This is a genomic window from Xanthomonas sp. BRIP62415 (assembly GCF_003993515.1).
Classification (GTDB): Bacteria; Pseudomonadota; Gammaproteobacteria; order Xanthomonadales; family Xanthomonadaceae; genus Xanthomonas; species Xanthomonas euroxanthea.
The window spans coordinates 216,623-242,402 of sequence record NZ_QEZH01000037.1; the positions used below are offsets into that span (position 1 = coordinate 216,623).

At 68.4% G+C, this 25,780-nt stretch carries 22 protein-coding genes; 7 read left to right on the forward strand and 15 right to left on the reverse strand.

Annotation, left to right across the window (positions count from 1 at the left end; genetic code table 11):
- Nucleotides 1-176: 176 nt before the first annotated feature.
- From EO141_RS20285 to EO141_RS20295, 3 genes are all read right to left on the reverse strand, one after another.
- Nucleotides 177-488, reverse strand: coding sequence for a protealysin inhibitor emfourin (locus EO141_RS20285; RefSeq protein WP_104586106.1), 312 nt, complete (start codon nt 486-488; stop codon nt 177-179).
- Nucleotides 485-1,555 (reverse strand): M4 family metallopeptidase, encoded by a 1,071-nt coding sequence (locus EO141_RS20290; protein ID WP_127170096.1) that lies wholly within the window; start codon nt 1,553-1,555, stop codon nt 485-487. Before EO141_RS20290 ends, EO141_RS20285 begins: the two co-directional genes overlap by 4 nt.
- A 109-nt stretch (nt 1,556-1,664) precedes the next feature.
- Entirely contained in the window at nt 1,665-2,321 is a 657-nt protein-coding gene (locus tag EO141_RS20295) for an SDR family oxidoreductase (protein WP_119127208.1), read from the reverse strand.
- A 397-nt stretch (nt 2,322-2,718) separates the two neighbouring features.
- On the opposite strand from EO141_RS20295, the gene EO141_RS20300 reads away from it, so the two are divergent.
- The 5 genes from EO141_RS20300 to proP all read left to right on the forward strand — a co-directional run bounded on the left by EO141_RS20300 (nt 2,719) and on the right by proP (nt 7,326).
- Nucleotides 2,719-3,174 carry an NUDIX domain-containing protein gene (locus tag EO141_RS20300; RefSeq protein WP_127170097.1) on the forward strand — a complete coding sequence of 152 codons (456 nt, stop codon included), beginning with the start codon at nt 2,719-2,721 and terminating at the stop codon, nt 3,172-3,174.
- A gap of 371 nt (nt 3,175-3,545) precedes the next feature.
- The gene (locus EO141_RS20305; protein ID WP_184630900.1) at nt 3,546-4,622 is read left to right on the forward strand and encodes an alpha/beta hydrolase; all 1,077 of its coding nucleotides are present in this window, start codon (nt 3,546-3,548) and stop codon (nt 4,620-4,622) included.
- Nucleotides 4,623-4,724: 102 nt separating this feature from the next.
- On the forward strand, nt 4,725-5,123 hold the full coding sequence (locus tag EO141_RS20310; protein WP_104586097.1) for a host attachment family protein: 399 nt from the start codon (nt 4,725-4,727) through the stop codon (nt 5,121-5,123).
- A gap of 21 nt (nt 5,124-5,144) precedes the next feature.
- Nucleotides 5,145-5,480, forward strand: coding sequence for a thioredoxin family protein (locus EO141_RS20315; RefSeq protein ID WP_127170098.1), 336 nt, complete (start codon nt 5,145-5,147; stop codon nt 5,478-5,480).
- 355 nt (nt 5,481-5,835) lie between these two features.
- Nucleotides 5,836-7,326: a glycine betaine/L-proline transporter ProP gene (gene proP / locus EO141_RS20320; protein WP_104586093.1), complete on the forward strand. Its 1,491-nt coding sequence runs from the start codon at nt 5,836-5,838 to the stop codon at nt 7,324-7,326.
- A 128-nt stretch (nt 7,327-7,454) separates the two neighbouring features.
- Here the strand turns inward: proP and EO141_RS20325 are convergent, their stop codons facing one another.
- Entirely contained in the window at nt 7,455-7,919 is a 465-nt protein-coding gene (locus tag EO141_RS20325; RefSeq protein WP_104586134.1) for an SRPBCC domain-containing protein, read from the reverse strand.
- A gap of 171 nt (nt 7,920-8,090) precedes the next feature.
- On the opposite strand from EO141_RS20325, the gene EO141_RS20330 reads away from it, so the two are divergent.
- Both EO141_RS20330 and EO141_RS20335 read left to right on the forward strand, forming a co-directional pair.
- Nucleotides 8,091-8,885 (forward strand): EcsC family protein, encoded by a 795-nt coding sequence (locus EO141_RS20330; RefSeq protein WP_127170186.1) that lies wholly within the window; start codon nt 8,091-8,093, stop codon nt 8,883-8,885.
- 204 nt (nt 8,886-9,089) lie between these two features.
- On the forward strand, nt 9,090-9,734 hold the full coding sequence (locus tag EO141_RS20335) for a DUF938 domain-containing protein (RefSeq protein ID WP_127170099.1): 645 nt from the start codon (nt 9,090-9,092) through the stop codon (nt 9,732-9,734).
- A gap of 125 nt (nt 9,735-9,859) precedes the next feature.
- Here EO141_RS20335 and EO141_RS20340 read toward each other — a convergent pair whose 3' ends face one another.
- The 11 genes from EO141_RS20340 to EO141_RS20400 all read right to left on the reverse strand — a co-directional run bounded on the left by EO141_RS20340 (nt 9,860) and on the right by EO141_RS20400 (nt 25,742).
- The gene (locus EO141_RS20340) at nt 9,860-11,620 is read right to left on the reverse strand and encodes a carboxypeptidase regulatory-like domain-containing protein (RefSeq protein WP_127170100.1); all 1,761 of its coding nucleotides are present in this window, start codon (nt 11,618-11,620) and stop codon (nt 9,860-9,862) included.
- Nucleotides 11,617-13,893, reverse strand: coding sequence for a DUF4175 domain-containing protein (locus EO141_RS20345; protein WP_164739345.1), 2,277 nt, complete (start codon nt 13,891-13,893; stop codon nt 11,617-11,619). The genes EO141_RS20340 and EO141_RS20345 overlap by 4 nt, the downstream gene beginning before the upstream one ends.
- Nucleotides 13,890-15,077: a BatA domain-containing protein gene (locus EO141_RS20350; RefSeq protein ID WP_127170102.1), complete on the reverse strand. Its 1,188-nt coding sequence runs from the start codon at nt 15,075-15,077 to the stop codon at nt 13,890-13,892. The genes EO141_RS20345 and EO141_RS20350 overlap by 4 nt, the downstream gene beginning before the upstream one ends.
- 43 nt (nt 15,078-15,120) lie before the next feature.
- The gene (locus tag EO141_RS20355; protein ID WP_127170103.1) at nt 15,121-16,017 is read right to left on the reverse strand and encodes a DUF58 domain-containing protein; all 897 of its coding nucleotides are present in this window, start codon (nt 16,015-16,017) and stop codon (nt 15,121-15,123) included.
- Nucleotides 16,018-16,030: 13 nt separating this feature from the next.
- The gene (locus EO141_RS20360) at nt 16,031-17,023 is read right to left on the reverse strand and encodes a MoxR family ATPase (protein WP_104650120.1); all 993 of its coding nucleotides are present in this window, start codon (nt 17,021-17,023) and stop codon (nt 16,031-16,033) included.
- Between the two features lie 250 nt (nt 17,024-17,273).
- Nucleotides 17,274-18,095, reverse strand: a complete 822-nt coding sequence (locus EO141_RS20365; protein ID WP_127170104.1) for a DUF4159 domain-containing protein — start codon at nt 18,093-18,095, stop codon at nt 17,274-17,276.
- Nucleotides 18,092-19,426: a TldD/PmbA family protein gene (locus EO141_RS20370; protein WP_119127218.1), complete on the reverse strand. Its 1,335-nt coding sequence runs from the start codon at nt 19,424-19,426 to the stop codon at nt 18,092-18,094. The genes EO141_RS20365 and EO141_RS20370 overlap by 4 nt, the downstream gene beginning before the upstream one ends.
- 14 nt (nt 19,427-19,440) lie before the next feature.
- Entirely contained in the window at nt 19,441-21,075 is a 1,635-nt protein-coding gene (locus tag EO141_RS20375; RefSeq protein ID WP_164739346.1) for a TldD/PmbA family protein, read from the reverse strand.
- A 772-nt stretch (nt 21,076-21,847) separates the two neighbouring features.
- On the reverse strand, nt 21,848-23,476 hold the full coding sequence (locus tag EO141_RS20390) for a TldD/PmbA family protein (protein ID WP_164739347.1): 1,629 nt from the start codon (nt 23,474-23,476) through the stop codon (nt 21,848-21,850).
- Between the two features lie 195 nt (nt 23,477-23,671).
- Entirely contained in the window at nt 23,672-24,826 is a 1,155-nt protein-coding gene (locus tag EO141_RS20395) for an epoxide hydrolase family protein (protein ID WP_127170105.1), read from the reverse strand.
- 1 nt (nt 24,827) lies between these two features.
- Nucleotides 24,828-25,742, reverse strand: a complete 915-nt coding sequence (locus EO141_RS20400; protein ID WP_127170106.1) for an NmrA family NAD(P)-binding protein — start codon at nt 25,740-25,742, stop codon at nt 24,828-24,830.
- Nucleotides 25,743-25,780 lie beyond the last annotated feature (38 nt).

Sequence of the window (25,780 nt, forward strand, 5' to 3'; positions counted from 1 at the left end):
CTATGCGTCACCAGCTGTGCAGCCCTAGAGCATCTAGGCAGCTTAAAGGGTGCAGGCATCCGCAGTTGGACCACTTTCGATACGAAGACACCGCGCATGGCGCGGTGTTTTTGTTTGTGCACGGGGACGGGCACACGCGCGCGATGTCACAGGCGGTGCATTACGGCATCACCGCGCTACAGCGTGCCCTGTTTCCACAGCCGCACGATCGCGGCCGGTGCATGTTCTTCGGGGATGCGCAGCGGCTCGCTGGCGCCGTCCCAGGCAATGCTGAAATAGCGGCGATCGCCACCACCGGCCTGCGGGCGCGGCAGCGCATGCGCCAGGCACTGGTCCAGCACGCTGCGCAGCTGCAGGCGCTGGGCATCGTCCAGCTCATCCATCACCAGCTGCCGTTCGCGCCGCATGGCGGGGAAGGCGGCCACCCCGCCTTCGCGGGCCAGCCGCAAGGTCACGCCTGCTTCCACCGGCGGACGTTGTGCACTCATGTGAGCACGCCCACGTCGCGCCAGGCCTGTTGCACCGCGGTTGCCTCGGCACTGCTGGCGCCATAGTCCGCACCGGCGATGCGGACGGTGAGCGCGGCAAAGGTGGCGAAGTCCGCGCCGGCGGCCAGCTCGCCGCCGGTGAGCGCGCGGTACCAGATGCGGCCGGTCTTCTCCCATGCGTAACCACCGATGGCCACGGCAGCGCGATAGAACGCGTGGTTGGGAATGCCGGAGTTGTAGTGCACGCCGCCATCGTCCTCCTGGGTGTCGACAAAGCCGTCCATGCTGGCCGGTTGCGGATCCTTGCCCAGCGCCGGGTCGTCGTAGGCCGTGCCGGGCGCGCGCATCGAGCGCAGGCCCAACCCGTTGATGCCGGGCATCAGCAAGCCGGCGCCGATGATCCAGTCCGCCTCGCTGGCCTGCTGCTGCAATGTGTACTGCTTGATCAACACGCCGAACACATCCGATAGCGACTCGTTCAAGGCACCGGACTGGTCCTGGTAGATCAGGTTGGCGGTGCGCTCGGTGACGCCGTGGGTCAGCTCGTGGCCCACCACGTCGATGGCGATGGTGAAGCGGTTGAAGATTTCGCCGTCGCCATCGCCGAACACCATCTGCTCGCCGTTCCAGAAGGCGTTGTCGTAGCCACGCTCGTAATGCACGGTGCCGATCAACGGCATGCCGTCGCCGTCGATGGAATTGCGCGCGTACACGGTCTGGAAGAAGGCGTGCGTGGCGCCGAGATAGTCGTAGGCCTCGGTCACTGCCACATCGTCGGTGGCGGCCGCGCCTTCGGCACGGACCAGGGTGCCGGGCAGTGCGGTGCCTTGCTGCGCATCGTAGATCTGCCGCTGCACTGCTTGCTCAGTGGGCGCGCTCGCTGCATCGGCGGCCGACGGCCGGGTGCGTGCGAGCAGGCCGAGCGCGCGCTGCTGCCGCAGCTGGGCGGTGATCTGCCGGGACAACCGCGCGCACTGCCGCGCACGCTCGGGTGCGGCCTGGGCCACATGGTCCAGCAGATACGGCGGCAGGATGCCGGCACGGCGTGGGGTGACAACTGCAGACATGAGCGACCTCCACAAGGACTGCGCCCGCGACTATGTCGAGGCCGGCTTTAGGAATTCGTTAGGCAGGCCCACTGTGCGCCCCGCGCAGGCATCGCGATAGGCCTGGCGTTCATTCCAGCTGCGACAAGGCCTGCTGGATCGGCGTCTGCCCGTCGATGAAGCCCACCGTCTTGCCGATGGTGGCCGGCAGCGCCAATGCCGCTGCGATGACCTGCGCGACGTTGGCACGCGACACGCCGCCGTCGGCATCGCCGCCCGGATCACGGGTGATGCGGCCCGAGGGCGGGTCCTGGGTGAGGCGCCCCGGCCCCAGCACGGTCCAGTCCAGCGGCGTAGTGCGCAGGTGCGCATCGGCCGCAGCCTTGGCCTGCGCGTAGGCGAAGAAGGCATCGTCCGGGCCAATGCCGTGTTCCAGCCCGGCGCCGAGATAGGACACCATCACGTAGCGGCGCACGCGGGCCTGCTCGGCGGCGTGCATCGAGCGGATCGCCGCATCGCGGTCTACCGCGTAGGTGCGCGCGGCATTGCCGCCACCGGCGCCTGCCGACCACACCACCGCATCGTGGCCGGCCAGCTGCGCGGCGATGGCGTCGGTGTCGGCCTGTTCGATATCGAACAGCTGCGGGGTGGCGCCGTCAGCAATCACATCGTCTGCGTGCGCAGGATTGCGAAACAGTGCAGTCACCGAATGCCCGCCGCGCACCAGCAGCGGCGTGAGCAGGCGTGCGACCTTGCCATGGCCGCCGATCAACACGATACGAGACATCCCAACCTCCAAGATGGCGCGCCCTCGCGGCGCGGACTGCCCGCATCCTCGCCAACAGGGCGCTAAGGCAGCGTTATCGGCCGCGCAGGCGCATGGCCAAACGCTGTTTCCCGGCATGCGGTGCGTGGATGTCCGGATGCGATGGGGCGGTGACGCACGCAGTGCAGCGGCATCGCGACCACCCTGCGCATCACGCAACCACCCGCAGGCGATGCACTGCATCGATCCGGCGGCATCGCGCAGCGGCGCTGGCATCCCTCGGCCCTCGCTACCAGCGTGCAAGGCGCAGATGCAAGGTAGACCGTCGCCCACGATCCTTTCGGTCAGCCCGTTGCCGATCATCGGGGTGGCGCCTGCCTGCCGCACATCTGGGACACTACGGCGCCACACCTTCGGGATGCCTATGTCCAGCGCAATCGATAGCGATCTTCGTCCACGCGTCGGATGCGGCGCGTTCATCCGCCGCGCCGATGGCCGCCTGTTGCTGGTGCAGCGCGGGCGTGCGCCCGAGCAAGGCCATTGGGGCCTGCCCGGCGGCAAGGTGGACTGGATGGAAACGGTGGAACATGCCGTGGTGCGCGAAGTGCTGGAAGAAACCGGCCTGCACGTGCAGCTGCAGGCCGTGCTGTGCATCGTCAGCTACTTCGAGCCGGACCTGGCGCCGCCGCAGCATTGGGTCGCGCCGGTGTATCTGGCCGCGATCCAGGGCAGCGAGCACGCCGTGCGGCGCGAGCCCGAGGCGATTGCCGACATCGGCTGGTTTGCGCTGGACGCGCTGCCGTCGCCGCTGACCACCTCCACGTTGCAGGCGTTGCAGCATCTGCCAACTGCGGCGTCGGCACCTGCCGCCTGAGTGCGATGCATCGATGCCGCTGGACCCGGTGCCGGCGGCGATGCACCGGCCTGCGCAGTGTTGGTGCTGATGCTTGCGGCACCGCGATGTTCGCGCGGATGCAGGGCGACGCGTGCGCTGCCTGCGATGCCGACCGCTTGCGTACGTTTGATGCGGTGGCCTGATTGCACGCTGCAATGTGCGTAGTTGCCGCATTTGCGTTACATCGCGTCGTTACATGCAACGCGCGTGTCTGCACGACTTCCAGCACATCATCTGCGCCGTCTGCTGGCGCTATCCTCGCCGGTTCGACTTGCCTGGGAGGGCACCGCATGACACGTCATTGGTTGAACAAAACGCTAGCACTCACGTTGGCCTGCACCGCGTGCAGCATGCACGCAACCGCCGCCGAGCCGGCCACACCGGCCACCGCATCCGCTCCGGATGGCATCCGGCACGTGCCTGCATTCGACCTGCCGGTGTCGGAGTTTCTGAGCCCGGCCGCACGTGCGCATATGGCCAAGGGGGTGGCCCGCGCCGATCCGTTGGACAAGGCCGACAACGCCACCTTGCTCAAGCAACTGCCGGGCATCCGTGCCGACACCGAACGGTGGGCCAAGGGCGTGATTGCGCAGCTGCGCACGCGCTACGCGGTGGAGATCACGCCCGAAACCTGGAATGGCGTGCCGGTGCTGCGGGTGGAGCCGCGCACGCGCACACCCGAGCAGGCCAGGCGCGTATTGATCGAACTGCATGGCGGTAGCTTCGTGATGGGCAGCGCGGCCTCGTTCGGGTTGATGGAGGCCATTCCGCTGGCGGCAATGACCGGCATGACGGTGGTCGCGGTGGATTACCGGATGGGCCCCGAGCACCAGTTCCCGGCCGCCAGCGAGGACGTGGCGGCGGTGTATCGCGCCGCGCTCAAGACCTACGCGCCCGAGCGCATCGGCTTGTTCGGGTGTTCGGCCGGCGGCGTGCTCACCGGCGAATCGCTGGCATGGTTCGCCAAGGAAAAGTTGCCGATGCCGGCAGCGGCCGGGCTGTTCTGCGCCGCAGGCGATGCGCGCTACCGCGGCGATTCGCGCATCGTGGTGGCGGCAGTGAACGATGCCTTGTTGCCGGACAAGGCCGGTGCGTTGCCGATCTGGGAAGACCTGTACTACGGCGACAACGTGGACTTCCACGACCCGCTGGTGTCGCCGGTGTTTTCCGATGCGGTGCTGCAGCAGTTCCCGCCAACGCTGTTTCTGACCGCCACGCGTGCGGCCGAGCTGAGCAATGCCGCCTACACGCATGCGCGCCTGGTGGATCTGGGCCGTGAATCGGATCTGCATGTGTGGGACGGGCTGGGCCACGCCTTCCACCTCACCAACGCGCTGCCGGAAAGCCAGCAGGCGCTGCGGGTGGCCGCGCGTTTCTTCAGCAAGCACCTGGGCCTGCCGCCACCGACGCTGGCCGCGCCACGCTAACGCCACGCTGACACCGACTAGGCGCGGTGCTTACATCCTCTGACCTAGGTTGAGACCGACTGGCGTTGCACATGCAACGCCGCTGTTGATCAGGAGAATCGAATGAGTCTGCAAATTCCTCAGGGTGCGTTGGTGGTGGTGGCCGATGGCGGCGAAGCACGCTGGTTCACCAATACCGGCAACGAAGCCAACGTGGTGCTGCGCCAGCACGCGCGCACCGATGTGCAGAACGTCGACGACGATGGCCCGGCCGGCAAGGCGCCGCAGGATCTCAGCGAGGCGGACATGGACGAGATGACCTTTGCCAAGCAGCTCTCGCATGCCCTGAACGATGGCGCGCTGAAGCACGAGTACACGCATCTGGTCTTGGTGGCCGACCCGACCACGCTGGGCCGCGTGCGCCCGCTGCTGCACAAGGAAACCCAACAGCGCCTGGTAGGCGACCTGGCCAAGGACCTGACCAACCTGCCGCTGGAAGACATCCAGCGCGCATTGTCGTAAGCACACCGGAGCGGCGAGACGATGGGGTTTGTTCGCGACTACGCCACCCAGGCGCCCGAACGTAGCGAGGTGGATGCACAGGCCGGCCTGCAGGTGCTGGAGTTCGGCACCGACTGGTGCGGCCACTGCATCGCCGCGCAGCCGCTGCTGCAGAAGTTGCTGGGTGGCGTTGCGGCGCTGGGCTACCGCAAGGTCGAAGATGGAAAAGGGCGGCCCCTGGGCCGCTCGTTTCGCGTCACGTTATGGCCGACCATCATCCTGCTGCGCGACGGTGTGGAAGTGGCGCGCGCCGTGCGCCCGCAGACGCGCGAAGATCTGCAGCCGCTGCTGTCGCAGCTGGGTGAGGCGCCGGTCTAGCGCGCAATGCGCCTGATCGATGGCTCGCCATGGCATGCAGATGGCTCGCGCATGCATGACGCGATGCAGGCGCGCATTGCGCCAGATGCCTTGAAACAAGCGGGTTTTCGCCATCTGGCGGCATCCCGCCTGCAGCGACCTGCGCGCTGTAGTACCATAGCGGGCTGATCAAGCCCTTGGGCATTGCCCATCCCTTGGTCGTCTGTCCCGCAGCGTCGCTGAGTTCACGCGGCCGTCCGGGAATGCCTCCGGCGTCATCCAGTGCCTGTGCCATTGCCATGCCTGACTGATGCGCCGTGTCCTGTGCGTTGCCAGGGCGAGTGGGCAGCGATGGCCGCACCTGGAGACACGACATATGCACGATACGCGCGCAATTGCCTCGCACTTCGGTTGGTTCAAGCGCCGCCGCCAACTGCAACTGGACGAGGTCACGGTGGTGGATCGCGGCATGCTGCGCAAGGCCGTGGGCGCTGCGGCGCTGGGCAATGCGATGGAGTGGTTCGACTTCGGCGTGTACGGCTATCTGGCGGTGACGCTGGGGCAGGTGTTCTTCCCGGCCAGCAATCCCACCGCGCAGTTGATCGCCACCTTTGCCACGTTCACCGTTGCGTTTCTGGTGCGGCCGATCGGCGGGCTGGTGTTCGGCCCGCTCGGCGACCGCTACGGGCGGCAGAAGGTACTGGCGGCCACCATGATCCTGATGGCGCTGGGCACCTTCAGCATCGGCCTGATTCCGTCCTACGCCAAGATCGGCCTGTGGGCACCGGCGCTGCTGTTGCTGGCGCGGCTGCTGCAGGGGTTTTCCACCGGTGGCGAATACGGCGGCGCGGCCACCTTCATTGCCGAATACGCCACCGACCGCAATCGCGGATTGATGGGCAGCTGGCTAGAATTCGGCACCCTGGGCGGCTACATCGCCGGTGCGGCCACAGTGACGGCGCTGCACATGACCGTGACCCCGGCGCAGATGCTCGACTGGGGCTGGCGGGTGCCGTTCCTGATTGCCGGCCCGCTGGGGCTGCTGGGCCTGTACATGCGCATGAAGCTGGAAGAAACCCCGGCGTTTCGCGCCTATGCCGAGCAATCCGAACAGCGCGAACGGGAAACCGCCGCGCAGGGCCTGCTGACCATGCTGCGCCTGCATTGGCCGCAGCTGCTCAAGTGCGTGGGCCTGGTGCTGGTCTTCAACGTCACCGACTACATGCTGCTGACCTACATGCCCAGCTACCTCAGCGTCACCATGGGCTATGCCGAGAGCAAGGGCCTGTTGCTGATCATCCTGGTGATGCTGGTGATGATGCCGCTCAACATCGTCGGCGGCCTGTTCAGCGACAGGCTGGGGCGCCGGCCGATGATCATCGGTGCCTGCATCGCGCTGTTCGCGCTGGCCATCCCCTGCCTGCTGCTGATCGGCAGCGGCCACGACGGGCTGATCTTCGCCGGCCTGATGCTGCTCGGCCTGGCGCTGGTGTGCTTCACCAGTTCGATGCCGTCCACGCTGCCGGCGCTGTTCTACACGCCGGTGCGCTACAGCGCGCTGTCGATCGCCTTCAACGTGTCGGTGTCGTTGTTCGGTGGCACCACGCCGCTGGTGACGGCCTGGTTGGTGGAGCGCAGCGGCGACCCGCTGGTGCCGGCCTACTACCTGATGGGCGCGGCGGCGATCGGCCTGGTGACCATGCTGTTCGTGCGCGAAACCGCCGGCCTGCCGCTGCGTGGCTCGCCGCCGGCGGTGGCCAGCGATGCCGAGGCACGCGCTTTGCTGCGCGCCGACAGCCCGGTGACGGTGGATGCGCAGCTGCCCGGCAGCACGGCACCGTCCATCGGCCCGGCACGCACGGCGTAGGCGGGCTCGGCACGCGCGGCCGGGCCCGTCACCGGTGCGCCTGTGCGGTTGGCACGCAAGGCCGTGGTCCGGCGCAGCGGTGGCGACCGTGCAGCCGCACTGCCACCGGGTGCCTGCAGTTGCCGCCGCTAGCGCGGCGCGTGGCCGTGCGGCTCGGGGTCGCGCATATCGGCCGAGGGCATGCCTTGGCCGGTTTCCACATAGCGTTTGAGGCTGCTGCCCAGGAAGAAGCGCCAGCCGCGGACGCAGGCGTCCCTGCAGGGCGAGTCGCGATAGCCGGAGTGTGCGAACTCCACCTGCGTGCCCTGGCTGGTGGAATGCAGATCGAAGCGCATCACCGTGCCCTCCCAGGCATCGGTGTCGAGCATGTTGGAGGCGTGGCAGCGCCACAGCACCAGGCGGTAGTCGGCGCCGTCGTCGATGCTCAGCTCCACCCGCCAGCCCTGCCGGCTCCACTCCAGCCGCACCCGGTTCCCGACCAGGCTTACCTCGCGCGTCCACCAGCAGGCCAGCTGCATGGGCTCGGACAACGCGACGCAGACCACTTCCGGTGCGGCCGCGATGACGATGCTGTGGCGGATCTCACGATTCATCTGACCAGCATTGGCTGCCTGATCCAGATGATCGCGCATTTTGCCGGCCGATTGCAGAATGCTTTTTCCTGACTGCCGGGTTCGCTCGTCCGGCGCTCACATGGCGCTGGGTACCATCGGCGCGAGCCCAACAACTGAAGAGCAGGCATGACGACGCTTCCGATAACGGTGATGGACGTTGCCGCGCAACGCGATCTGGCCACCGCGCACGCGCTGCTGGAAAACCCCGGTGTGGCAGCCCAGCTGGCCAATGCGTTGGGCGCACCGATCGAGAACCTGATGACCCGGCGGCTACCGAAACTGGTCACCCGCAGCATCGATGGCGTCACCCGCCGCGCGCTGCAGGTGGCGATGAAATCGGCATTACTGAGCCTGCGTGGCAGCACCGATGCGCAACAGCCCGCGTCCACCGCACGCCACACCATGGCGGTGGCCGTCGCCGGTGGTGCGGGCGGATTCTTCGGCCTGCCCGGCCTGCTGGTGGAGCTGCCGGTGACCACCACGGTGATGCTGCGCTCCATCGCCGATATCGCCCGTTCCGAGGGCGAATCGCTGCACGATCCGGAGACCGCGCTGGCCTGCCTGGAAGTGCTGGCGCATGGCGGGCGCAGTGTCGGCGACGACGGCGCCGAATCGGGCTACTTCGCGGTGCGCGCGGCGATGGCGCAACAACTCAGCGCCGCGGCGCATTACGTTGCCGCGCAAGGGTTTGCCAGCAAGGGCGCGCCGGTGCTGGTATCGCTGGTGTCGCGTGTTGCGGCCAAGTTCTCGGTCAATGTCGGCGAAAAACTCGCCGTGCAGGCCGTGCCGCTGGTCGGAGCGGTCAGCGGCGCCACGCTCAATACGGTGTTCATGCGCCACTTCCAGGCAATGGCGCGCGGGCACTTCATCGTGCGCCGCCTGGAGCGACGGTATGGCCAGGATGCGGTGCGACGTGCGTATGAGGCGCTGCCTGCGGCGCGTTGACGTAACGCACGGCGATGCTGCACACCGCGCGGCGGGTGGGCGTACGCGCCATCCCGGCAACCTGCAAGAACCGCAGGATTTGCAGGCCTGTACTGATGCACTGGCACCCGCATGCTGGCCTGGCATTGCATCGATCCAGTCGTGTGGCTGCACGCCGCCGTCTGCGCGCGCGACAATCGCGTTCGCTCTTCCCGGATGTTTTTCATGACCAAGCCCTTTTCTCCCGCCTCTGCGCGTAACCGCGACCCGATCCTGGAGGTGTTGCAACGACACGTTGCCGACCGTCGCAATGTCTTGGAAATTGGTGCGGGGACCGGGCAGCACGCTGTGCACTTTGCGGCGGCGATGCCGTGGCTGCGCTGGCAGGCCAGCGACCATGCCGATCATCTGCCGGGAATGAGCCAGTGGCTGGACGAGGCGGCACTGCCGAACACGCCGCCACCGATTGCATTGCAGGCGGTGTTGACGCCGACGCCCGGCCTGGCGCCCACCCCGCCATTGCCGCCCGCGCGGGCCGGCGTGCCTGCCGGCTATGACGCGGTCTACAGCGCCAACACCTTGCACATCATGGGCTGGCCGCAGGTGCAGGTCTTGTTTGCCGGGTTGCCGGCGGTGATGGCGCCGGATGCGCTGCTGGTGGTGTATGGGCCGTTCAACCGCCATGGGCAATTCACCAGCGAGAGCAACCGCGCATTCGATGCGATGTTGCGCGTGCGCGACCCTGCGTCGGGAATCCGCGATGCCGAAGCAGTGGACGCACTGGCGGCGTCGGTGGGGTTGCAGCTGATCGACGACGTGGCGTTGCCGGCGAACAATTGTTGCCGGGTGTGGTCGCGGCAGTCGCGGTGAGTGTGTTGCCGATCGTCTGCCGATGTTGCAGCGCCACTGTTTTCAACTCAATGCATGTCAGGTGCGACTGTCTGGGAGCAGCACCGCACGCGATCCTGCGCCGATGTGGCCTTGCGCTGCGGCAGTCAGCGCTGGCGTCGTTCCAGCCACCATAGGGCTGCGGCCAGCGTGAGCCAGGCCAGCAGCCAGGGCCAGCGGGTACCGGGTAGCGATGTAGGCGTGCCGATGCCTGCGCGCGCGTCGAAGGCGGCCATCGCAACGGTGGCGTCGCGGGTTTGCTGGGTGTACAGCGCGGAGGCACCGCCGGGCGCGCGCACATAGAGCCAGCGCTGTTGTGTGCCGGTCTGCAGGCGATGCCAGCCTGCGCTGGTCGGCCAGTAGCCGGCGCAGGTCCGGGCGCCGCTGGCGGCATCGATCAGCAGCGCCTGGGAGCGGCCGGTGGGGTCGGTGACATGCGCGTCTGCGGCGACACCGCACAGCGCCATGCGTTGGTGCGACCAGCCTGTCTGCACCGCAGCGGGCGCCGTGCCGCCGGCGCGTGCGACCGCACCGAACAGCTGCGCCCATAGCGCGGCATGCAGGTCGCTGCGGCCGGCCAGCACCAGGGCGAAGCTGTCTTCGACCAGGCCGATGCCGATGCGGCCGCGGCCTTGCTGGCGCCACCAGCCCAACGCGCTGCCGTCGTCTGCGCGTGCGGCGGTCACCACGTCGGCGTCCTGCGCTTGCAGCTCGCGGCGTTGCAGCGGCGGCAGGGACGTGGCGTCGGCCGGCGCTGCGGTGGGATTGCTGGCGCCGGGTGCTGCCAGCGCCAGTGGCGCGGCGACCGCGGCGCTGCTGCTGCCGCCTGTCACCGCCAGGCCCAGCGCGCCGAGCGCGGCGCGGGCGGCCGCATCCACGGGGCCGTCGGTGCGGACCAGCACGCCCAGGCCGCGGCCGATCGCAGCGCGCACGCCCTGGCGCTGTGCGTTGCCCAGGACGACCAGGCGGCGCTGGTCGATGACCAGCAGGTCCAGCGCATCCAGGCTGGCGGCATCCAGTGCAGCGCCCTCGCCCAGTTGCACGCCGGGGCCGACGGCGATCTGGCTGCGCACCTGCATGCCGGCATCGCTGGCCCAGCGGCGCAGGTATTTCAGGTCCGGCTGCGGGGCGCCGGCCAGCACCAGCATGCGTGCGGGCGGCACTGCGGCGATCAGCACCGGCACCGTCACGCGGCCGCGTTCTGCGCCTGCGGCATCGCGCAGGCGCAGTGCGAACACCACCTGCCCGGGTGCGCGCGCCAGGCCACGCAGCTGCACCTGGCCGCCCGCATCGGCGGCAGCGGTGTCGACCACCTGCCCGGCGGGATCCAGCAGCTCCACCCGCGCGCCCGGCAGCCCCTGCACGCGCGCGCTGATCGCGATGCGTTCGCCGGGTGCGACCGGGGGCGGCGTGGAGACGGCGACCAGGCCTGCCGGCGCCGGGGTCAGCGCCAGCCGCACCGGGATGCGCAGGGTGTCGCGGTCGCGTGCGAGCAGGCCGCTGCCATGCACGACCAGCGCGGTGGTGCCGGGCGCACGCCGCAACGCGGTGGCCAGATCCGGCATGCGAGTCACGCCTGGCAAGGCGGGCGCCTCGGGCAGCGCGACCCACGGCGCGGCATTGGGGCGAACCTGATCCGCCTGGGTGCCGGCGGTGGCGACATGCAGCTCGCTTGCACTGCCGGCGCGCGGCGGTGGCAGCAGCACCGGGTAGAGCAGGCCGGCGAGCAGCGGCTGGGCGGCGAGCAACAGCCACAGCCGCAAGCGCGCATGGGGCTGCCGCGCATGCGCGCGCAACAGCCGCCACCCGCTCAGCAGCACCAGCAGCAGCAAGGCACTGCCGACCAGCCAGGGCAGCGAAAGCGTCATGGTGGCGACTCCTGGCGCAGGGCATCCAGATAACGCTGGCCGCGCGCGTCCGGCGTGGGGCGACGGCGAACCGGGGCCGGCGGGGCAACGAGCGTGCGCCAGACCTGGGCGCGCAGCTGGGCGCGGCAGCTGGCGCAGCCCGGTTCGGCGCGCAGGGTTTCCACCGCGGCGGCCAGGCTCAGCGGATCGGGCAGGCGGTCCTGCTGGCTCTGCAGCCACTGCGCGTAGCGGGCCAGGGCGGCATCCGGGACCGGCGCCTGTTCGCCCAGCGCGTCCCATAGCTGCAGCGCGGATGGATCCGGATCCGGGCGGGTGTCCAGGCCGGCGGCACGGTCGCCCAGGCCGGCGCGGTCGCCGCTCAGGCGCCGGCCGGGGTCGATCGGCGGCAACTGCGTGCCGACCCGCGCCAGGTAGATGCGTTCGGCCTGCTGCACCTGCTTGATGAAGCCCAGCGCCTTGTTGGCAAACGGCAAGGCGCGTTCGGGGTGGCCCTGGCGCAGCTCGCCCTCGGACTGCCACATCTGGTCCAGCGCGGCGCGCAGCAACGCGCGGGTCTGCGGGTCGAGCAAGGTGGCGGCTTCGGCATGGTCGTGGGTGTGCCCGAACTCGGACAGCACATCCTGCGCCTGGCCGAAGCCGTGGCGTTCGGGCCCGCCGTCGCCGTGCGCATGGTCGTGGTCGTCCAGCGCGGCGGCGCCTGCGTCGGTGGCATGGTCGTGCGCATCGTGCCCGTGTTCGTCCCGGGCGGGCGCGGGCGCGGGCGCCGCCGCCGCAGGGGCGGCCGGTGCATCCGCGGTGGGCATGTCGGCGGTGGGCAGATCGTCGGCCGGGGTGTCGCTGGTGGGCGGGGCGTCGGCGGTCGGCGGGCCCTTGGGCGCGCCTTCGCTCTCTTCGCCCAGGAACTGGCCGTAGCGCAGCCGCAGCAGGCGCTGGTCCACGCCGATGGCGTCGGCGCGCTTGAGGTAGGTGGCCGCGTCCAGGCGCGGTTTTTCCTTCAGCAGTGCCTCGGCGTCGATGATGATCTGGCGCTGGCTGCGGAAGTAGGCCGGCAAGGTCTGCTTGACGCTGGCCTCCAGGCCGGCGGCCATGGTCTGCTCCGGCGGTGGCCAGCGCAGGATCACGCTGGCGCTGCGGCCTTCCTGCGGCCCGGGCTGGCGGGTGTCGTGAACGATGAGCTGGGCGATCAGGTCGTCGCCGGCCGCCATGCCCAGCGCCTGCGGCTGCAGCGTGGTGGAAAAGCCGCGCAGCCTGGCCGGGCCGCTGCCGCCGAGCGTGCGGCGCTGGGTGGTGAAGGTGATGTTCTCGCCGCTGCCCTGGGCCAGGGTCAGGCGCAGCTCGGCGCTGGCGGCCACCGCGTAGTCGTCGCTGGCCTCGAAGCGCAGCGTCCAGCCGCCATTGGAGGGCGTCCGCAGCACCAGGCTCTGTTCGGGCGCCAGCACGCGCACCTGCGGCGGGCGGTCCGGCAGCACGTCGAGGCGGTGCAGCCGGCGGTCGGCCGGCACGCCGTCGATGAGGATGCGGTACAGGCTGGCGCGCTCGGCGATCCACTGGCCCTGCCAGTGATCAGTAGTGCCCTGCCGGGCCAGCGCGATGCTGCGTCCGTCGGTCAGCCGCAGCGCCACGCTGCGCGGGGCCGGGCTGACCTGCAGCTGCCAGTGCAGCCGGGTGCCGGCCGGCACGCGCGCATCCAGGCCGGGCAGGCGGGTGGGCGGCAGGCCGGTGTAGGCGGGCGGGGTGCTGTGCAGCCGGGCCTGACCCAGCGTGGGGGCGCCGGTGTTGGCACCGGCGGCGGCGATCCGGTCCTTGCCTGCCGTGGGCCGGTGGGCGGAGTGCGGCCACAGCAGCACGGCGGCGCAGGCGAGCAGGCCGAGCAGGCTCCACGGCCAGCCGCGCCGCCAGGGCCAGGCCGGGCGCAGGTCGCGCGGCGTGCTGCGCAGGCGCTGTTCCAGGCGCTGGCGTTGCAGGGCCTGCAATGGGCCGAGCTGCCCGGGCGGGGCGAACAGCAGGTCGCTGCTGTCTTCCAGATCCGCATCGCGATCCAGCCGGCGGACCAGCCAGGCCTGGTCGAGCCGGCGTGCCGCCAGCACTGCCACGCCGAGCAGCACCAGCAGGCCCAGCAGGCCCAGCAACATCGGCAGGAGCGCCGGCTGCGCACCGGCGCGCCAGGCCAGCAGCGCCGGCAGCACGGCCAGCGGCAGCCCGCACAGCAGCACGCCTGCGGCCTGCCGCCGTCGCGCGGCCTGCCATGCGCGGTGCAGGGCAGGCGTGCTCATGCCGCGGTGCCCCGGCGCGGCGCGGTGGCCAGCCAGCGTTCGACCGCAAACAGCAGTAGCACCAGGCCGATCAGCCACGGCGCCAGCGGCCGGGGGGCATTGGCCAGGCGGATGGCGGGGCCGCGTTGCGGCTGCTGGGTCTGCGCCAGCGCGCGCTGTGGTGCGGGTACCGACTGCAGGGCGTCGTGCAGGCGGGTGGGGAAATCGGCCTCCAGCAGCGCCGGCAGCTGCTGCGGCTGCAGTGGCGCGGCCCAGCGCAGCAGGCGGCCGCGGCCGACGGCGCTGGCGTCGATCAGCGGGGCGCCGTGTGCATCCTGCAGCAGCGGTTGCAGCGGGTTGGCGAGTGCGGGCGGGGCCGGCGTCTGCGCCGCGAGCAGCAGTTGCCCGCCGGCGGCGACCCAGGCGATGACCGGTGCCGGCGGTGGCCGCTGCGACAGCCAGGCCACCACCGTGCCGGCCGGCCAGCGTGCCGGCGCTGCGTCCGCGGGCCTGCCCACCGGCAGTGCGCCGGGCAGTGCCCAGGCGGCATGGACGGCGCGCAGATAACGCAGGGCCGGGTCGGCGGGAGCGTCGGCGATGGCCTGCAGCCGCAACGGTGGAACGGCCGCCACGGCGGCCGCCGGCGACTGGCCGGGCAACACCTGCCACTGCACGTTGCGCGACAGCTGCAGGCGTTGCGCATCCAGCGGCCCCCACTGGCTGGGCACGATCACGCTGAGCGCGGTCTCCGGCGGCAGGCTGGCATCGAGTTCGCGCAGCAGGCTGCCGACCGGCGGCGCGGTGCCGGCGGGCGTGGCGGGTGGGCGTGCCGCATCGGCAGCGATCGGCGGGAAGCCTGGCGCCAGCCAGACCCACTGCGCGTTGGCCGCGTGGGTGAGTGCCCGGGCGGCGGCCAGATCCACGCCGGGGCTGACCGCGATGCGCGGGCGCGCCTGCCGGTGCTCGCGCAACGCCGGCTCGGCCAGCAGCAGGGCCATGGCGGCCAGCAACAGCAGGCGCACCAGCAACAGTGGCCATTCGTCGAACCGCACGCGGTGCCGGGGGCGCGGCAGCGCGCGCAGCCAGCGCAGTGCGGCAAAGTCGGTGGGGCGGTGTTCGCTGCGTCGGGCCAGATGGATCAGCATCGGCAGCAGCAACGCGGCCAACGCGGCCAGGCCGGCGGGGAACAGCAGAAGCAGGTTCACCGCTGCGCCCCCTCAGCTGCGGCGGTCGCGCCGGTGCGCCGGCTCATCGCCGCGCACCGTGCGCAAACAACGCGCGCAATGCCGCATCCGGTGGCGCATCCAGATAATGCACCGCGTGCGCAATGCCGGCGGCCTGCCAGCGCGCCTGCAGCGCGCGCTGGGCCGCGCCGAAGCGTTGCAGATACGCCGCGCGCATCGCGGCGCCATCGCCAAGCAGTTCTTCGCCGGTTTCCGGGTCGCGGAAGCGATGCCCGCCGTTGAAAGGGAAATCGCGTTCGTCGCAGGTCAGCACCTGCAGCTGCATCACCTCGCGGCGTGCGGCGGCGAGTTTTTCCAGGGCGCCGAGCAGTTCTTCGTCGAAGCCGTCGCCAATCGACAGCACCAGGGTGTGTGCGGCAATGCGTTCCCATAGCGGACGCACTGCGTCCATGCCCGGCCAGCGCCCACCGGCGCGCAGCCCGTGCAGGGCCAGCCACAGCCGGTCGCGCTGGCGCGGCCCGCCAGCGGCTGGCACGGCGACCAGGCCGCCGCCATGCACGGCGAACAGGCCGACCTGGTCGCCCTGGCGCAGCGCGACGTCGGCAGCGCACGCGGCCAGGGTCGCCATCGCCTGCAGGCGCGTGACCTGCGGGCGCGCCTGATCGGCCTGGCCGGCGGAGGCGGTGGCATCGAGCAACACCCACAGCGTCAGCGGACTCTCGCGCTCTGCTTCGCGCACGAAGAAGCGGTCCGAGCGGGCGTAGAGCTTCCAGTCGATCTGGCGCAGTGCATCGCCGGGTTCGTACGCGCGGTATTGCGAGAATTCCAGCCCGGCGCCGCGGCTGCGGCTGGCGTGCTGGCCGATGCCCTGCGCGCCCTGCGCATGCCGCGCGCGCAGCTGCAGGCCACGCAAGCGGCTGCGCAGCTCGGCAGGAAGCAGTGCCGGCACGTCCTCGCTCACGTTGCCGCGCGCCTCACGCCGGGAACGGCACGGCGCGCAGCAGCGCGGCGACCACATCGTCGGCGCTGCGTTGTTCGGCCTCGGCCGCGAACGACAGCAACAGGCGATGGCGCATCACCGGCGCGGCCAGCGCGGTGACGTCCTCGCGGGTGGCGGCAAGGCGGCCGTGCAACAACGCACGCGCCTTGGCCGCCAGCACCAGCGATTGCCCGGCGCGCGGGCCTGCGCCCCATTTGATCCACTGGCGCACCTCCTCGCTGGCCTGCGGGCCGGGGCGGCTGGCCCGCACCAGGCGATTGATCCAGGTCAGCAGGTCCGCGCCCACATGCACGTGCCGCACCTGTTGCTGCAGCGCCAGCACGCTGTCGGCATCCATCACCCTGGGCACCTGCGCACTGGTGGTGCCGGTGGTCTGGGTGAGGATGTCGCGCTCTTCCTGCTCGCTGGGGTAATCCACCCGCACATGCAGCAGGAAGCGGTCCAGCTGCGCTTCCGGCAATGGATAGGTGCCGGCCTGTTCGATCGGGTTCTGCGTGGCCAGCACGAAGAACGGCGCCGGCAACGCATAGGTGGTGCCGGCATAACTCACCGTGCGCTCGCTCATCGCCTCCAGCAGCGCGGCCTGGGTCTTGGGCGGGGTGCGATTGAGCTCGTCGGCCAGCAGCAGGTTGGTGAAGATCGGGCCCTGCTGGAACCGGAACTGCCGATGCCCGGTGCCGTGATCCTCTTCCAGCAACTCGGTGCCGAGGATGTCGCTGGGCATCAGGTCGGGGGTGAACTGCACGCGGCGGAACTGCAGCTCCAGCGCCTGCCCCAGCGAGCGCACCAGCAGCGTCTTGCCCAGGCCGGGCGCGCCTTCCAGCAGGCAGTGGCCGCCGGCCAGCAGGCCGATCAGCAATTGCTCCACCACCGCGTCCTGGCCCACCACCGCCTGGGCCAGGGCCGCACGCAGCGCGCCGAGTTGGGAGAGCTGTGCGGTGAGGATGTCGTCGCTGGGGGAAGTCATGGGGGATGTCTCGTTGTCTGGCTGCTGGCGTAGGAGCGCGCCTGCGCGCGATGCGTTACCGGTCAGTCTTCATCGCGCGCAAGCGCGCTCCTAAAAAGGCGTGCGCGGCTTGGGTATGCGACGGCGGGCGGTTGGCGGTGGTGTCGTGCCTGGGAAAATCTCGCGTGATTCCTGTAGGAGCGCGCCTGCGCGCGATGTGGCGTTACCGATAAAGCCTCATCGCGCGCAAGCGCGCTCCTGCGGATCGATTTCAGTTGGTCAATGCATACATCACGATGTTCACTGCGAACTTGGTGTTGTCTTCGGCCAGAAACCGCTTGTTGCGCCAGTCGTAATCCCATTCGCAGCCGTAGTCCTTGTTGCTGTACAACACGCCGAGCCGGCCATCGATGCTGATGCCCCTGAGATAATCGTGCACCAGATCGTCGCCCCAGCCATTGAGCTCGAAACTGGTGGCCGGCGGGCCGTCGGGGAACTTGAAGAATGCGCTGTACAGACGGTGGCTTTTGGGCAGCTTCTGCAATGCGCTCTTGCCGAAGATCGTTGCCATCTGCGCCTCGAACGAGGTGGCGAACAGGCCGTCGATATCGTGGTTGCAATCGTCCACGAACACGAACCCGCCATTGCGCACATAGCGTTCGAAGTTGCGCCGCTCGGCCGGATTGAACTCCACCAGCTTGTGCCCGGACAGGTAGCAGAACGGTGCCTGCAGCATGCGCGGATCGGCCAGGTCCAGCACGTGCTCCTGCGGGTCCACGCGCAGCTGGGTGTAGTCGATCAGCGAGGTGATCAGGTTGGACGGCATGCGCGCATCCACATCCCAATCGCCCGAATCGTAACGCAGCCGCGTAAACCAGAAATCGTAGTTGCCCGCCGCCCGCGCCTGCAGCGGCAGTGCCAGCGTTGCGGCACTACCGAGCAGCAGACCGAGGAAATGGCGTCGCGAAAGGGGAGCCGTGAGACCGTGAACGGGAGCCGCAAGCGCGAGCGCCTGCAAAGTATCAGTCTGCAAAGAGCGGCTTCTGCTTTCCGATTCCCGAATCCCCACTCCCGATTCCCGGCTCCGACTCACACCGCATCCGACAACGAGGTAAACGTAAAGTCGCGCAGCCGCATCGGCGGAATCATCATCACGTAGCTGGATTCATCGCCGGCCACGCGCACCGGCCTGCCCAGCTCGTCGATGTTGTTGAGCATGATGATCGGCGATTCGTTGAAGCGGAAATTCTTCACCGGGTACTTGATCTGCCCGTTCTCGATGTAGAAGGTGCCGTCGCGGGTCAGCCCGGTCAGCAGCACGGTCTGCGGGTCGACCATGCGGATGTACCAGGTGCGCGTGACCAGGATGCCCTTCTCGGTGCCGCGCACCAGTTCGGCGATGTTCTTGTCGCCACCGGCCATCAGCAGGTTGCCCGGCTCGCCGACGGCGCGCTTGCCGTTCTTCTGCGCCCAGAACCGCGAATACTGCAGATTGGCGATCTTGCCGTTTTCCACGATGGCCATCTTCTCGCGCGGCAGGCCTTCCTCGTCCCACGGCAGCACGGCGGCACGCGCATCCCACGGGTCGGCGGTGATGTTCACCCGCGGGTCGTAGACCTGCTCGCCCAGCTTGTTGCCGCCGCCCTTCTTGGACAGGAAGCTGCGGCCTTCGTCGGCCATGCGCGCATCGAAGTAGCGCATCATGAAGGAGATCAATCCTGCTGCCGCTGCCGGCTCCAGGATCACCGTGTACTTGCCCGGCTCCAGCGCCTTGGCTTCGGACGAATCGCTGGCCTTGCGCATGGCGATGCGGATGTCCTGCTCGGCCTTGAAGTCGGCGGCATCCTTCAGGTTGCGCCCCACCCAGCCCGAGCCGCGGCCGTCTTCGGTGCGCACGGTGCAGGTGTAGTCGAAACGCGCGCCGCGCTGGTAGCCGAAGTTGCCCTTGCTGTTGGCGAACGCGGTAAAGCTCTGGCCATCTTCCAGGAAACCGGCCGCGATCAGGCCCTTGCCCTTGCACGGCGCGATCGAATCGGCAGCCACCTGCGCGCGAAACGCCGGGTCGATGGCGGCGGTGGAGTCGCTGAAGGTGGGGCTGGGCCGGTAGGTCTGCTTGTCCACCGCCGGCATGAATTCCGGGTTTTCCGGCGCCAGTCGTGCCAGGTCTTCGGCGCGCCGCACCACGCGCTCCAGCGCGGCGTCGTCGAACTCGTTGATGGTGGCGACGCCCACGCGCTTGCCGAACGCCACCTGCACCTGCAGGTCGGTGTTGTCGACGATGCCGCTGGTGGACACGTTATTCAGTGCGAAACGGATGTTGCCGTCGATCGAGCCGCTGAGCGTGGCGGTGCACTCGTCGGCCTTGGACAGCTTGATGACCTTGTCCAGGATGGCCTTGGCCTGCGCTTCGGTAAGGATGCTCATATGGGTTTCTCCTGTCAGCCGAGCGAGCGGGCGGTATTGATGACGTTGATGCCGTCGAAACGGGCGGTGGACGAGCCATGCGAGACTGCCGAGGACTGGCTCGGCTGGCCCTTGCCGTCGAAGAACGAGCCGCCCAGGCGGTAGTCGCGTTGATCGGCCACGGCGCTGCAGGCATTCCAGAATTCCGGCGTGCGGATCTGGTAGGCCACGTCCTCGAGCATGCGGGTGATGGCGCCGTTCTTGATCTCGTAGAACAGCTGGCCGCCGAACTGCGCGTTGTAGCGCTGCTGGTCGATGGAGAACGAGCCGTCGCCGATGATGTAGATGCCGTTTTCCACGTCCTTGATCAACTCGCTCACGCTCAGCGGTGTCTTGCCGGCGGCCAGCGACACATTGGCCATGCGCTGGAACTGCACGCTGGACCACGAGTCGGCATAGCAGCAGCCGTCGGAGGCGGTCTTGCCGAGGATATGCGCCTGGTCGCGGATGGCTTGATAGTCCACCAGCTTGCCGTCGCGGATCAGGTCCCACTGCTTGGTCTTGACGCCCTCATCGTCGTAGCCCACCGCGCCCAGGCTGCCGGGCTGGAGCTTGTCGGCCAGGATATGCACCTTGTCGCTGCCGTACTGGAAGCCGGCCTTGAGCTTGTCCAGCGTGGCGAAGCTGGTGCCGGCGTAGTTGGCCTCGTAGCCGAGCACGCGGTCCAGCTCCAGCGGATGGCCGACCGACTCGTGGATGGTCAGCCAGGTGTGCGAGGGGTCCAGCACCAGGTCGTACTTGCCCGGCTTGACCGAGGGCGCCTTGAGCTTTTCCTGCGCCTGTTTGGCCGCGGCAATCGCGTCTTCCTTCATGTCGTAGGACAGGCCGTAATTGACCACGCCGTTGGGCGAGACGAACTTGCCCGAGGCGGCGCCATCCAGATACTCGTAGCCCAGCCCCATCGGCGCGGACAAGCCGTCGCGGGTGCGGAACTTGCCGCTGGCCTTGTCGATGGCGGTCACGCTCAGCGGCGCCCAGATGCGGTGCACGTCCTGGTCGATGTACGAGCCATCGGTGCTGGCAAAGTACTTCTGTTCGTTGACCACGAACAGCATCGAGTTGACGAAGCTGGCGCCGGCCGCGGTGGCGGCAGCGTTGACGCCCAGCAGCAGGTCCACCTTGTCCTTGATCGGCACTTCCATCGCGTTCTTGCTGATCGGCGTCTTCCAGCTGACCTCGCCCACGCCCGGCGTCGGCGCCAGCTGCACCGGCGTGCCCTGCACCTTGGCATTGGCCTTGGCGATCGCGGCGGCTTGCGACGCGGCCTTGGCCACGCCCTGCTCGGTGAGCACGTTGGTGGCGGCAAAGCCCCAGGCGCCGGCCACCAGAACGCGCACGCCGGCACCGATGGATTCGGTGTTGACCACGTTCTGCACCTTGTCCTCGCGGGTGATGACGAACTGGCGCAGATAGCGGCCGATGCGCACATCGCAATAGCTCGCACCGGCCTGGCGCGCGGCGTTGAGGCCGGCATCGGCCAGGCGCTTCTTGCGGCCCACATCCAGTTGCGTCACCAACTGCTCGGCGGCGATCGCCTTGCCGAAGTAGGCCGGCACCACCAGCCCGCCCATGGTCAGCCCGGTCAGGGCCAGGAAATCACGTCGCTGCACGGCAACTCCCCAATGATCCCGCGCGGCGCGCAGGTAGTGTGGTGACGCACAGATCGCTATCTGCACGGTATCGCCGATTCTTGCCGGGCGATGAACGCTGCGTCAAATGACTTTCGGCAGGGGTAGGTCTGCAAACGCAACACGTGCCTGAACCCGGTGGCGCAGCAGGCCTGCACATGTGGCGAGCGCGGCTGGCTGCGTGTGGTGCTGCCTCATCGCGTTGCCCTCGGTGCGATCGATACCACGCGTGCCTTTCTCGCTGGCGATCGTGGCATGCACGCGCGCATGCCATCACGCGCAGTCGCTGTTCACATGGGCCACGGCGGCTGAAAACGAAACGATGGTCTGCGGGGTTGCTGCTGGGCCCTTGCCCGCCCACCATCGCAGGACACGCCGCAAGTACGTCCGTGTAGGCTCTTACGCGGCATCCATGCCGCGTAAGGTCCCGCGACGGTGAGCGGGCAAGGACCAGTCGAGAGGGTCGGTACGCATAGTGAGAGCAAAGCATGACGTGCGTTGTTGAATAACGCCGCGGATCATCTTCGCAACGCGAGGCGATCAACCTGAGGCTTCAAAAAAAGCAACCGAATCACTCTCTGGTGCGGTGTCCTTGCCGATTGCGGGACCGTGTGGCGGCATGGATGCCGCCACCGAGCCTACATGGACGTACTTGCGGCGTGTCCCGCGAGCGGCGAGGGCACCGCGCACTCGACTAACCAAGCTTTTGATCGCACCCAACAACGCTAAGAATCGACATCACTATTAGCCGCTCTCAACCCAACGCACGCGCGGTGTTGATCACGTTGATGCCATCGAAGCGCGCCGTGGACGACCCGTGCGAGACCGCTGATACCTGGCTGGGTTGGCCCTTGCCATCGAAGAACGAGCCGCCCAGGCGGAAGTCGCGTTGGTCGCAGACCGCGCTGCAGGCGTTCCAGAACTCCGGCGTGCGGATCTGGTAGGCGCCGTCTTCCACCAGCCGCGTGACCTGGCCGTTTTCGATTTCGTAGAACAACTGCCCGCCGAACTGCGCGTTGTAGCGCTGCTGATCGATCGAATACGAGCCACGCCCGTGGATGTACAACCCGCGCTCGACGCTCTTGATCATGTCGGCAACCGCCAGCGGCGTCTTGCCTGCCGCCAGCGAGACGTTGGGCATGCGCTGGAACTGCACGCTGGACCACGAGTCGGCATAGCTGCAGCCATCGGAGGCGGTCTTGCCGAGCAGATGCGCCTGATCGCGCGTGCACTGGTAGTCGACCAGGATGCCGTCCTTCACCAGCTCCCATTGCTTGCTCTTGACGCCCTCGTCGTCGTACCCCACCGCGCCCAGGCTGCCGGGCTGGGTGCGGTCGGCGACGAAGGTCACCGCATCGCTGCCCCAGCGATAGCCGGCATCGCGCTTGTCCAGCGTGGCGAAGCTGGTACCGGCGTAGTTGGCCTCGTAGCCGAGCACGCGATCGAGCTCTAGCGGGTGGCCCACCGACTCGTGGATGGTGAGGAACAGGTTGCTCGGGTCGATCACCAGATCGTACTTGCCGGCCTTCACCGATGGTGCGGTGAGTTTGGCGCGCGCCTGCTTGGCGGCGGCGATCGCATCCTCGCGCGCATCGTAGCTGTGGCCGTAGCCGATCAGCCCGCCTGGCAGCTGGTGCTTCTGGCTGGCATCGCCGTCGAGATATTCGTAGCCCATGCCCATCGGCGCCGACAGCCCGTCGCGGGTGCGGAACTTGCCGCTGGCCTTGTCCACCGCAGTAACGGTGAACGGCAGCCATAACCGGTGCACGTCCTGGTCGATGTAGGAGCCGTCGGTGCTGGCGAAATACTTTTGCTCGTTGATCGCGAACATGCGCGAGGCCACGAAGGTCGCACCGGCATTCAACGCCGCCGCGTTGACGTCCATCAGCAGCGCCACCTTGTCGCCCAGCGGCACTTCCATCGCGTTCTTCTTGATCGGCGTGCGCCATTGCACCTGCCCGGCCGGCGTCACCGGCGCCAGCTGCACCGGCGCACCGCCCAGCCGCGCGTTGGCCTTGGCGATCGCCACCGCCTGGCGCGTGGCGGTGGCCACGCCATCGCTGGTCAGCGTATTGGTGGCCGCAAACCCCCAGGCGCCATCGGCCAGCACGCGCACGCCAACGCCACTGGATTCGGCATTGACCACGTTCTCCACCTGCGCCTCGCGGGTGATCACGAACTGGCGCAGATAACGGCCCACGCGCACATCGCAATAACTGGCACCAGCCGCCTTGGCGGTGCTGAGCGCGGTATCGGACAAGCGACGGCTGCGCGCGGCATCGTTGGGTGTGAGCAACTGCTCGGCCGCGATCAGGCGCGTGTTCGGCAGCAGCAGTCCTGCAGCACCGATGCCTGACAGGGTGAGGAAGGTACGACGGTCCACGGCGGTTCTCCGTTGAAGGCCAGCGGCACGACTCCCCGCCGCGCCAGTCCCCGAGACTGGCCCGTGCAGGCGACGCCGGTCAAGGGGGCAGTGCCGGCATGGCGTCAGGCAGCGCCAACTGCAAAGCGGAGACGCCGGCGCAGCCGGCAGGGCCGTGGCGCGAAGGCAATGCGGGCATGCCAGACTCGGCCGCCGTCACCGCAGCGACCGAAACGTCGTTCGCAGATGATCGACAAACACCGGCGGATTCTCCATCGCCGCAAAATGTCCGCCCCGCTGCGCTTGCCCAAAAAAACGGAGATCCGCAAAGCGGCGCTCTGCCCAGCGCCGGGAAAGGCGCACCTGCTCGCCGGGAAACATGCTGATGCCAGTTGGCGTGGGCATTGGATGCGAAGGCATCTGCGCCCTGGCTTCCTGCGCGGCTTCCCAATACAGACGCACCGAGCTGGGCCCTGCGTTCGGGAGCCAATACAGCATGATGTCATCGATGAGGTGGTCCAACGCGAACACCTTCTCCGGTTCAAAGCCGCTCTGGGAGACGTCCTGGAAGAGTGCATAGATCCATGCAGCCAGGCCCACCGGAGAGTCCGCCAAGCTGAAGCCCACCGATTGCGGCCGGGTGCTTTGCAGCTTCATGTAGCCGGAAAATTCCGTGTAGTAGCGTTGGGCGTCCTCCAGCATCTTCTGCTCGGCCGGTGTGGCTTCGGCGATTTCCTGCGTGCTGGGTTCGAACATCACCATGTTCAGATGGATGCCCACCAGGCCCGGTGGCTGCATGAATCCAAGCGCGGTGGTGATCGCACTGCCCCAATCGCCGCCCTGTGCGGCCCAGCGCTCGCCATACCCCAAGCGGCGCATCAGTTCGACCCATGCCGCAGCCGTGCGCCCGATTCCCCAGCCACGGGCGGTCGGCTTTGCAGAGAACCCAAAGCCAGGCAAGGATGGAATGATGAGATGAAAGGCATCCGACGCCTGCCCGCCATGGGCCACCGGGTCACTCAAGGGGCCGATCACCTCGCGGAATTCGAGCACCGAACCGGGCCACCCGTGCGTCAGCAGTAAAGCAAGCGCATCGGGCTCGGGCGAGCGTACATGCAGGAACTGGATCTCCAGTCCATCGATCGTCGTACGACTGCTGTTCCAGCCGTTCAACAACTGTTCTGTCGCACGCCAGTCGTAACCGGACTGCCAGCGGTCCACCAGGCGCCGGATGCGCTCGCTCTGTGGGCCCTGGCTGTGGTCCGCCACGGTTTCCCTACTCGGCCAACGCGTTTGCCTCAGCCGGTGTGCAAGGTCATCCAGCTCTGCTTGTGCAACCTGGATATGGAACGGTGCAATGCCATCGCGCATCTCAAGACTCCCGTACATAGGTGTTGGCCAGTGTCTGGCGGGCTGTTTGCCAGGAGCGCGCACCGTAGCGATCGTTATCCAGCGGGACCAACTTGCCGCGCCCGCTCATCATGTCGCGCAGATATTGCATGCCCTGCCAGGGAGGGAAGGGATCATCGCTGGCGGGTGTGAGTGCACGCACCGCACGGATGATTGCCGACATGGTCCCGAGCCCGCCGGGCCTGAGCGTGCGATAGCGCTGCCCGATGAGTTCGGTGAGCAGTTGCGCGATGTCGTTGGGCGAAATGCTGTTGCCGGCAATGCGCAGGTCCCGCGGGGCCGTGGCATCCTGTGCGGCCGCGGCCGTGTAGCTGGCGACGTCATCTTTGGCGGTGAAATCGAGCTGCTGGTGCGCGTCGCCAAAATGCATGACGCGACGGCCCGGGACCACCAGGCGCGCACTGCCCTCAAGCAGCTCCAGAAAGCCGCCGCACAACACCGAGGTGGCCGCGATCGGCGCGGCATCCAGCCGGTCTCTGAACCGGCGCCGCAGATCCAGGTTTCGATTGTCGCCCGGCCGTGTCTTCGTATAGTCCAGCGAGAAATCAGACGGGATGAAGCGAGGCACGCCGGCGCTGACCGCTGCATGCAACAGCTTTCCCTGCTGATCCAGCATGACGTCTTCCAAACCGTTGAGCGCGGACACGACACAGGCCGCATTCCCGACCGCCTCACGCAACGATTTGGCGTCTTCCATCTCGACGTAGCGGACCTCGATGTTCCTGCGTTGCAGGGCCGCAACACGGTCCTTCCCGGCACCTTGGCGAACAAGGGCAACGACAGCGGCTCCCTGGTCCTTCAGCGCAAAGGCGATCCGGCCACCCAGGTCGCCGGTGGCGCCTGCAACAACGATTCGGGATGTCGCATCTGTCTCCACAATTGCCTCGTGCCTGGGTCTTTTTGCGCCAACAATGG

Coding starts and splice junctions, on each gene's coding strand:
- EO141_RS20285 (WP_104586106.1), bottom strand. CDS start 488: ATGAGTGCACAACGTCCGCCGGTGGAAGCAGGCGTGACCTTGCGGCTG.
- EO141_RS20290 (WP_127170096.1), bottom strand. CDS start 1,555: ATGTCTGCAGTTGTCACCCCACGCCGTGCCGGCATCCTGCCGCCGTAT.
- EO141_RS20295 (WP_119127208.1), bottom strand. CDS start 2,321: ATGTCTCGTATCGTGTTGATCGGCGGCCATGGCAAGGTCGCACGCCTG.
- EO141_RS20300 (WP_127170097.1), top strand. CDS start 2,719: ATGCCTATGTCCAGCGCAATCGATAGCGATCTTCGTCCACGCGTCGGA.
- EO141_RS20305 (WP_184630900.1), top strand. CDS start 3,546: ATGCACGCAACCGCCGCCGAGCCGGCCACACCGGCCACCGCATCCGCT.
- EO141_RS20310 (WP_104586097.1), top strand. CDS start 4,725: ATGAGTCTGCAAATTCCTCAGGGTGCGTTGGTGGTGGTGGCCGATGGC.
- EO141_RS20315 (WP_127170098.1), top strand. CDS start 5,145: ATGGGGTTTGTTCGCGACTACGCCACCCAGGCGCCCGAACGTAGCGAG.
- proP (WP_104586093.1), top strand. CDS start 5,836: ATGCACGATACGCGCGCAATTGCCTCGCACTTCGGTTGGTTCAAGCGC.
- EO141_RS20325 (WP_104586134.1), bottom strand. CDS start 7,919: ATGAATCGTGAGATCCGCCACAGCATCGTCATCGCGGCCGCACCGGAA.
- EO141_RS20330 (WP_127170186.1), top strand. CDS start 8,091: ATGGACGTTGCCGCGCAACGCGATCTGGCCACCGCGCACGCGCTGCTG.
- EO141_RS20335 (WP_127170099.1), top strand. CDS start 9,090: ATGACCAAGCCCTTTTCTCCCGCCTCTGCGCGTAACCGCGACCCGATC.
- EO141_RS20340 (WP_127170100.1), bottom strand. CDS start 11,620: ATGACGCTTTCGCTGCCCTGGCTGGTCGGCAGTGCCTTGCTGCTGCTG.
- EO141_RS20345 (WP_164739345.1), bottom strand. CDS start 13,893: ATGAGCACGCCTGCCCTGCACCGCGCATGGCAGGCCGCGCGACGGCGG.
- EO141_RS20360 (WP_104650120.1), bottom strand. CDS start 17,023: ATGACTTCCCCCAGCGACGACATCCTCACCGCACAGCTCTCCCAACTC.
- EO141_RS20370 (WP_119127218.1), bottom strand. CDS start 19,426: ATGAGCATCCTTACCGAAGCGCAGGCCAAGGCCATCCTGGACAAGGTC.
- EO141_RS20395 (WP_127170105.1), bottom strand. CDS start 24,826: ATGCGCGATGGCATTGCACCGTTCCATATCCAGGTTGCACAAGCAGAG.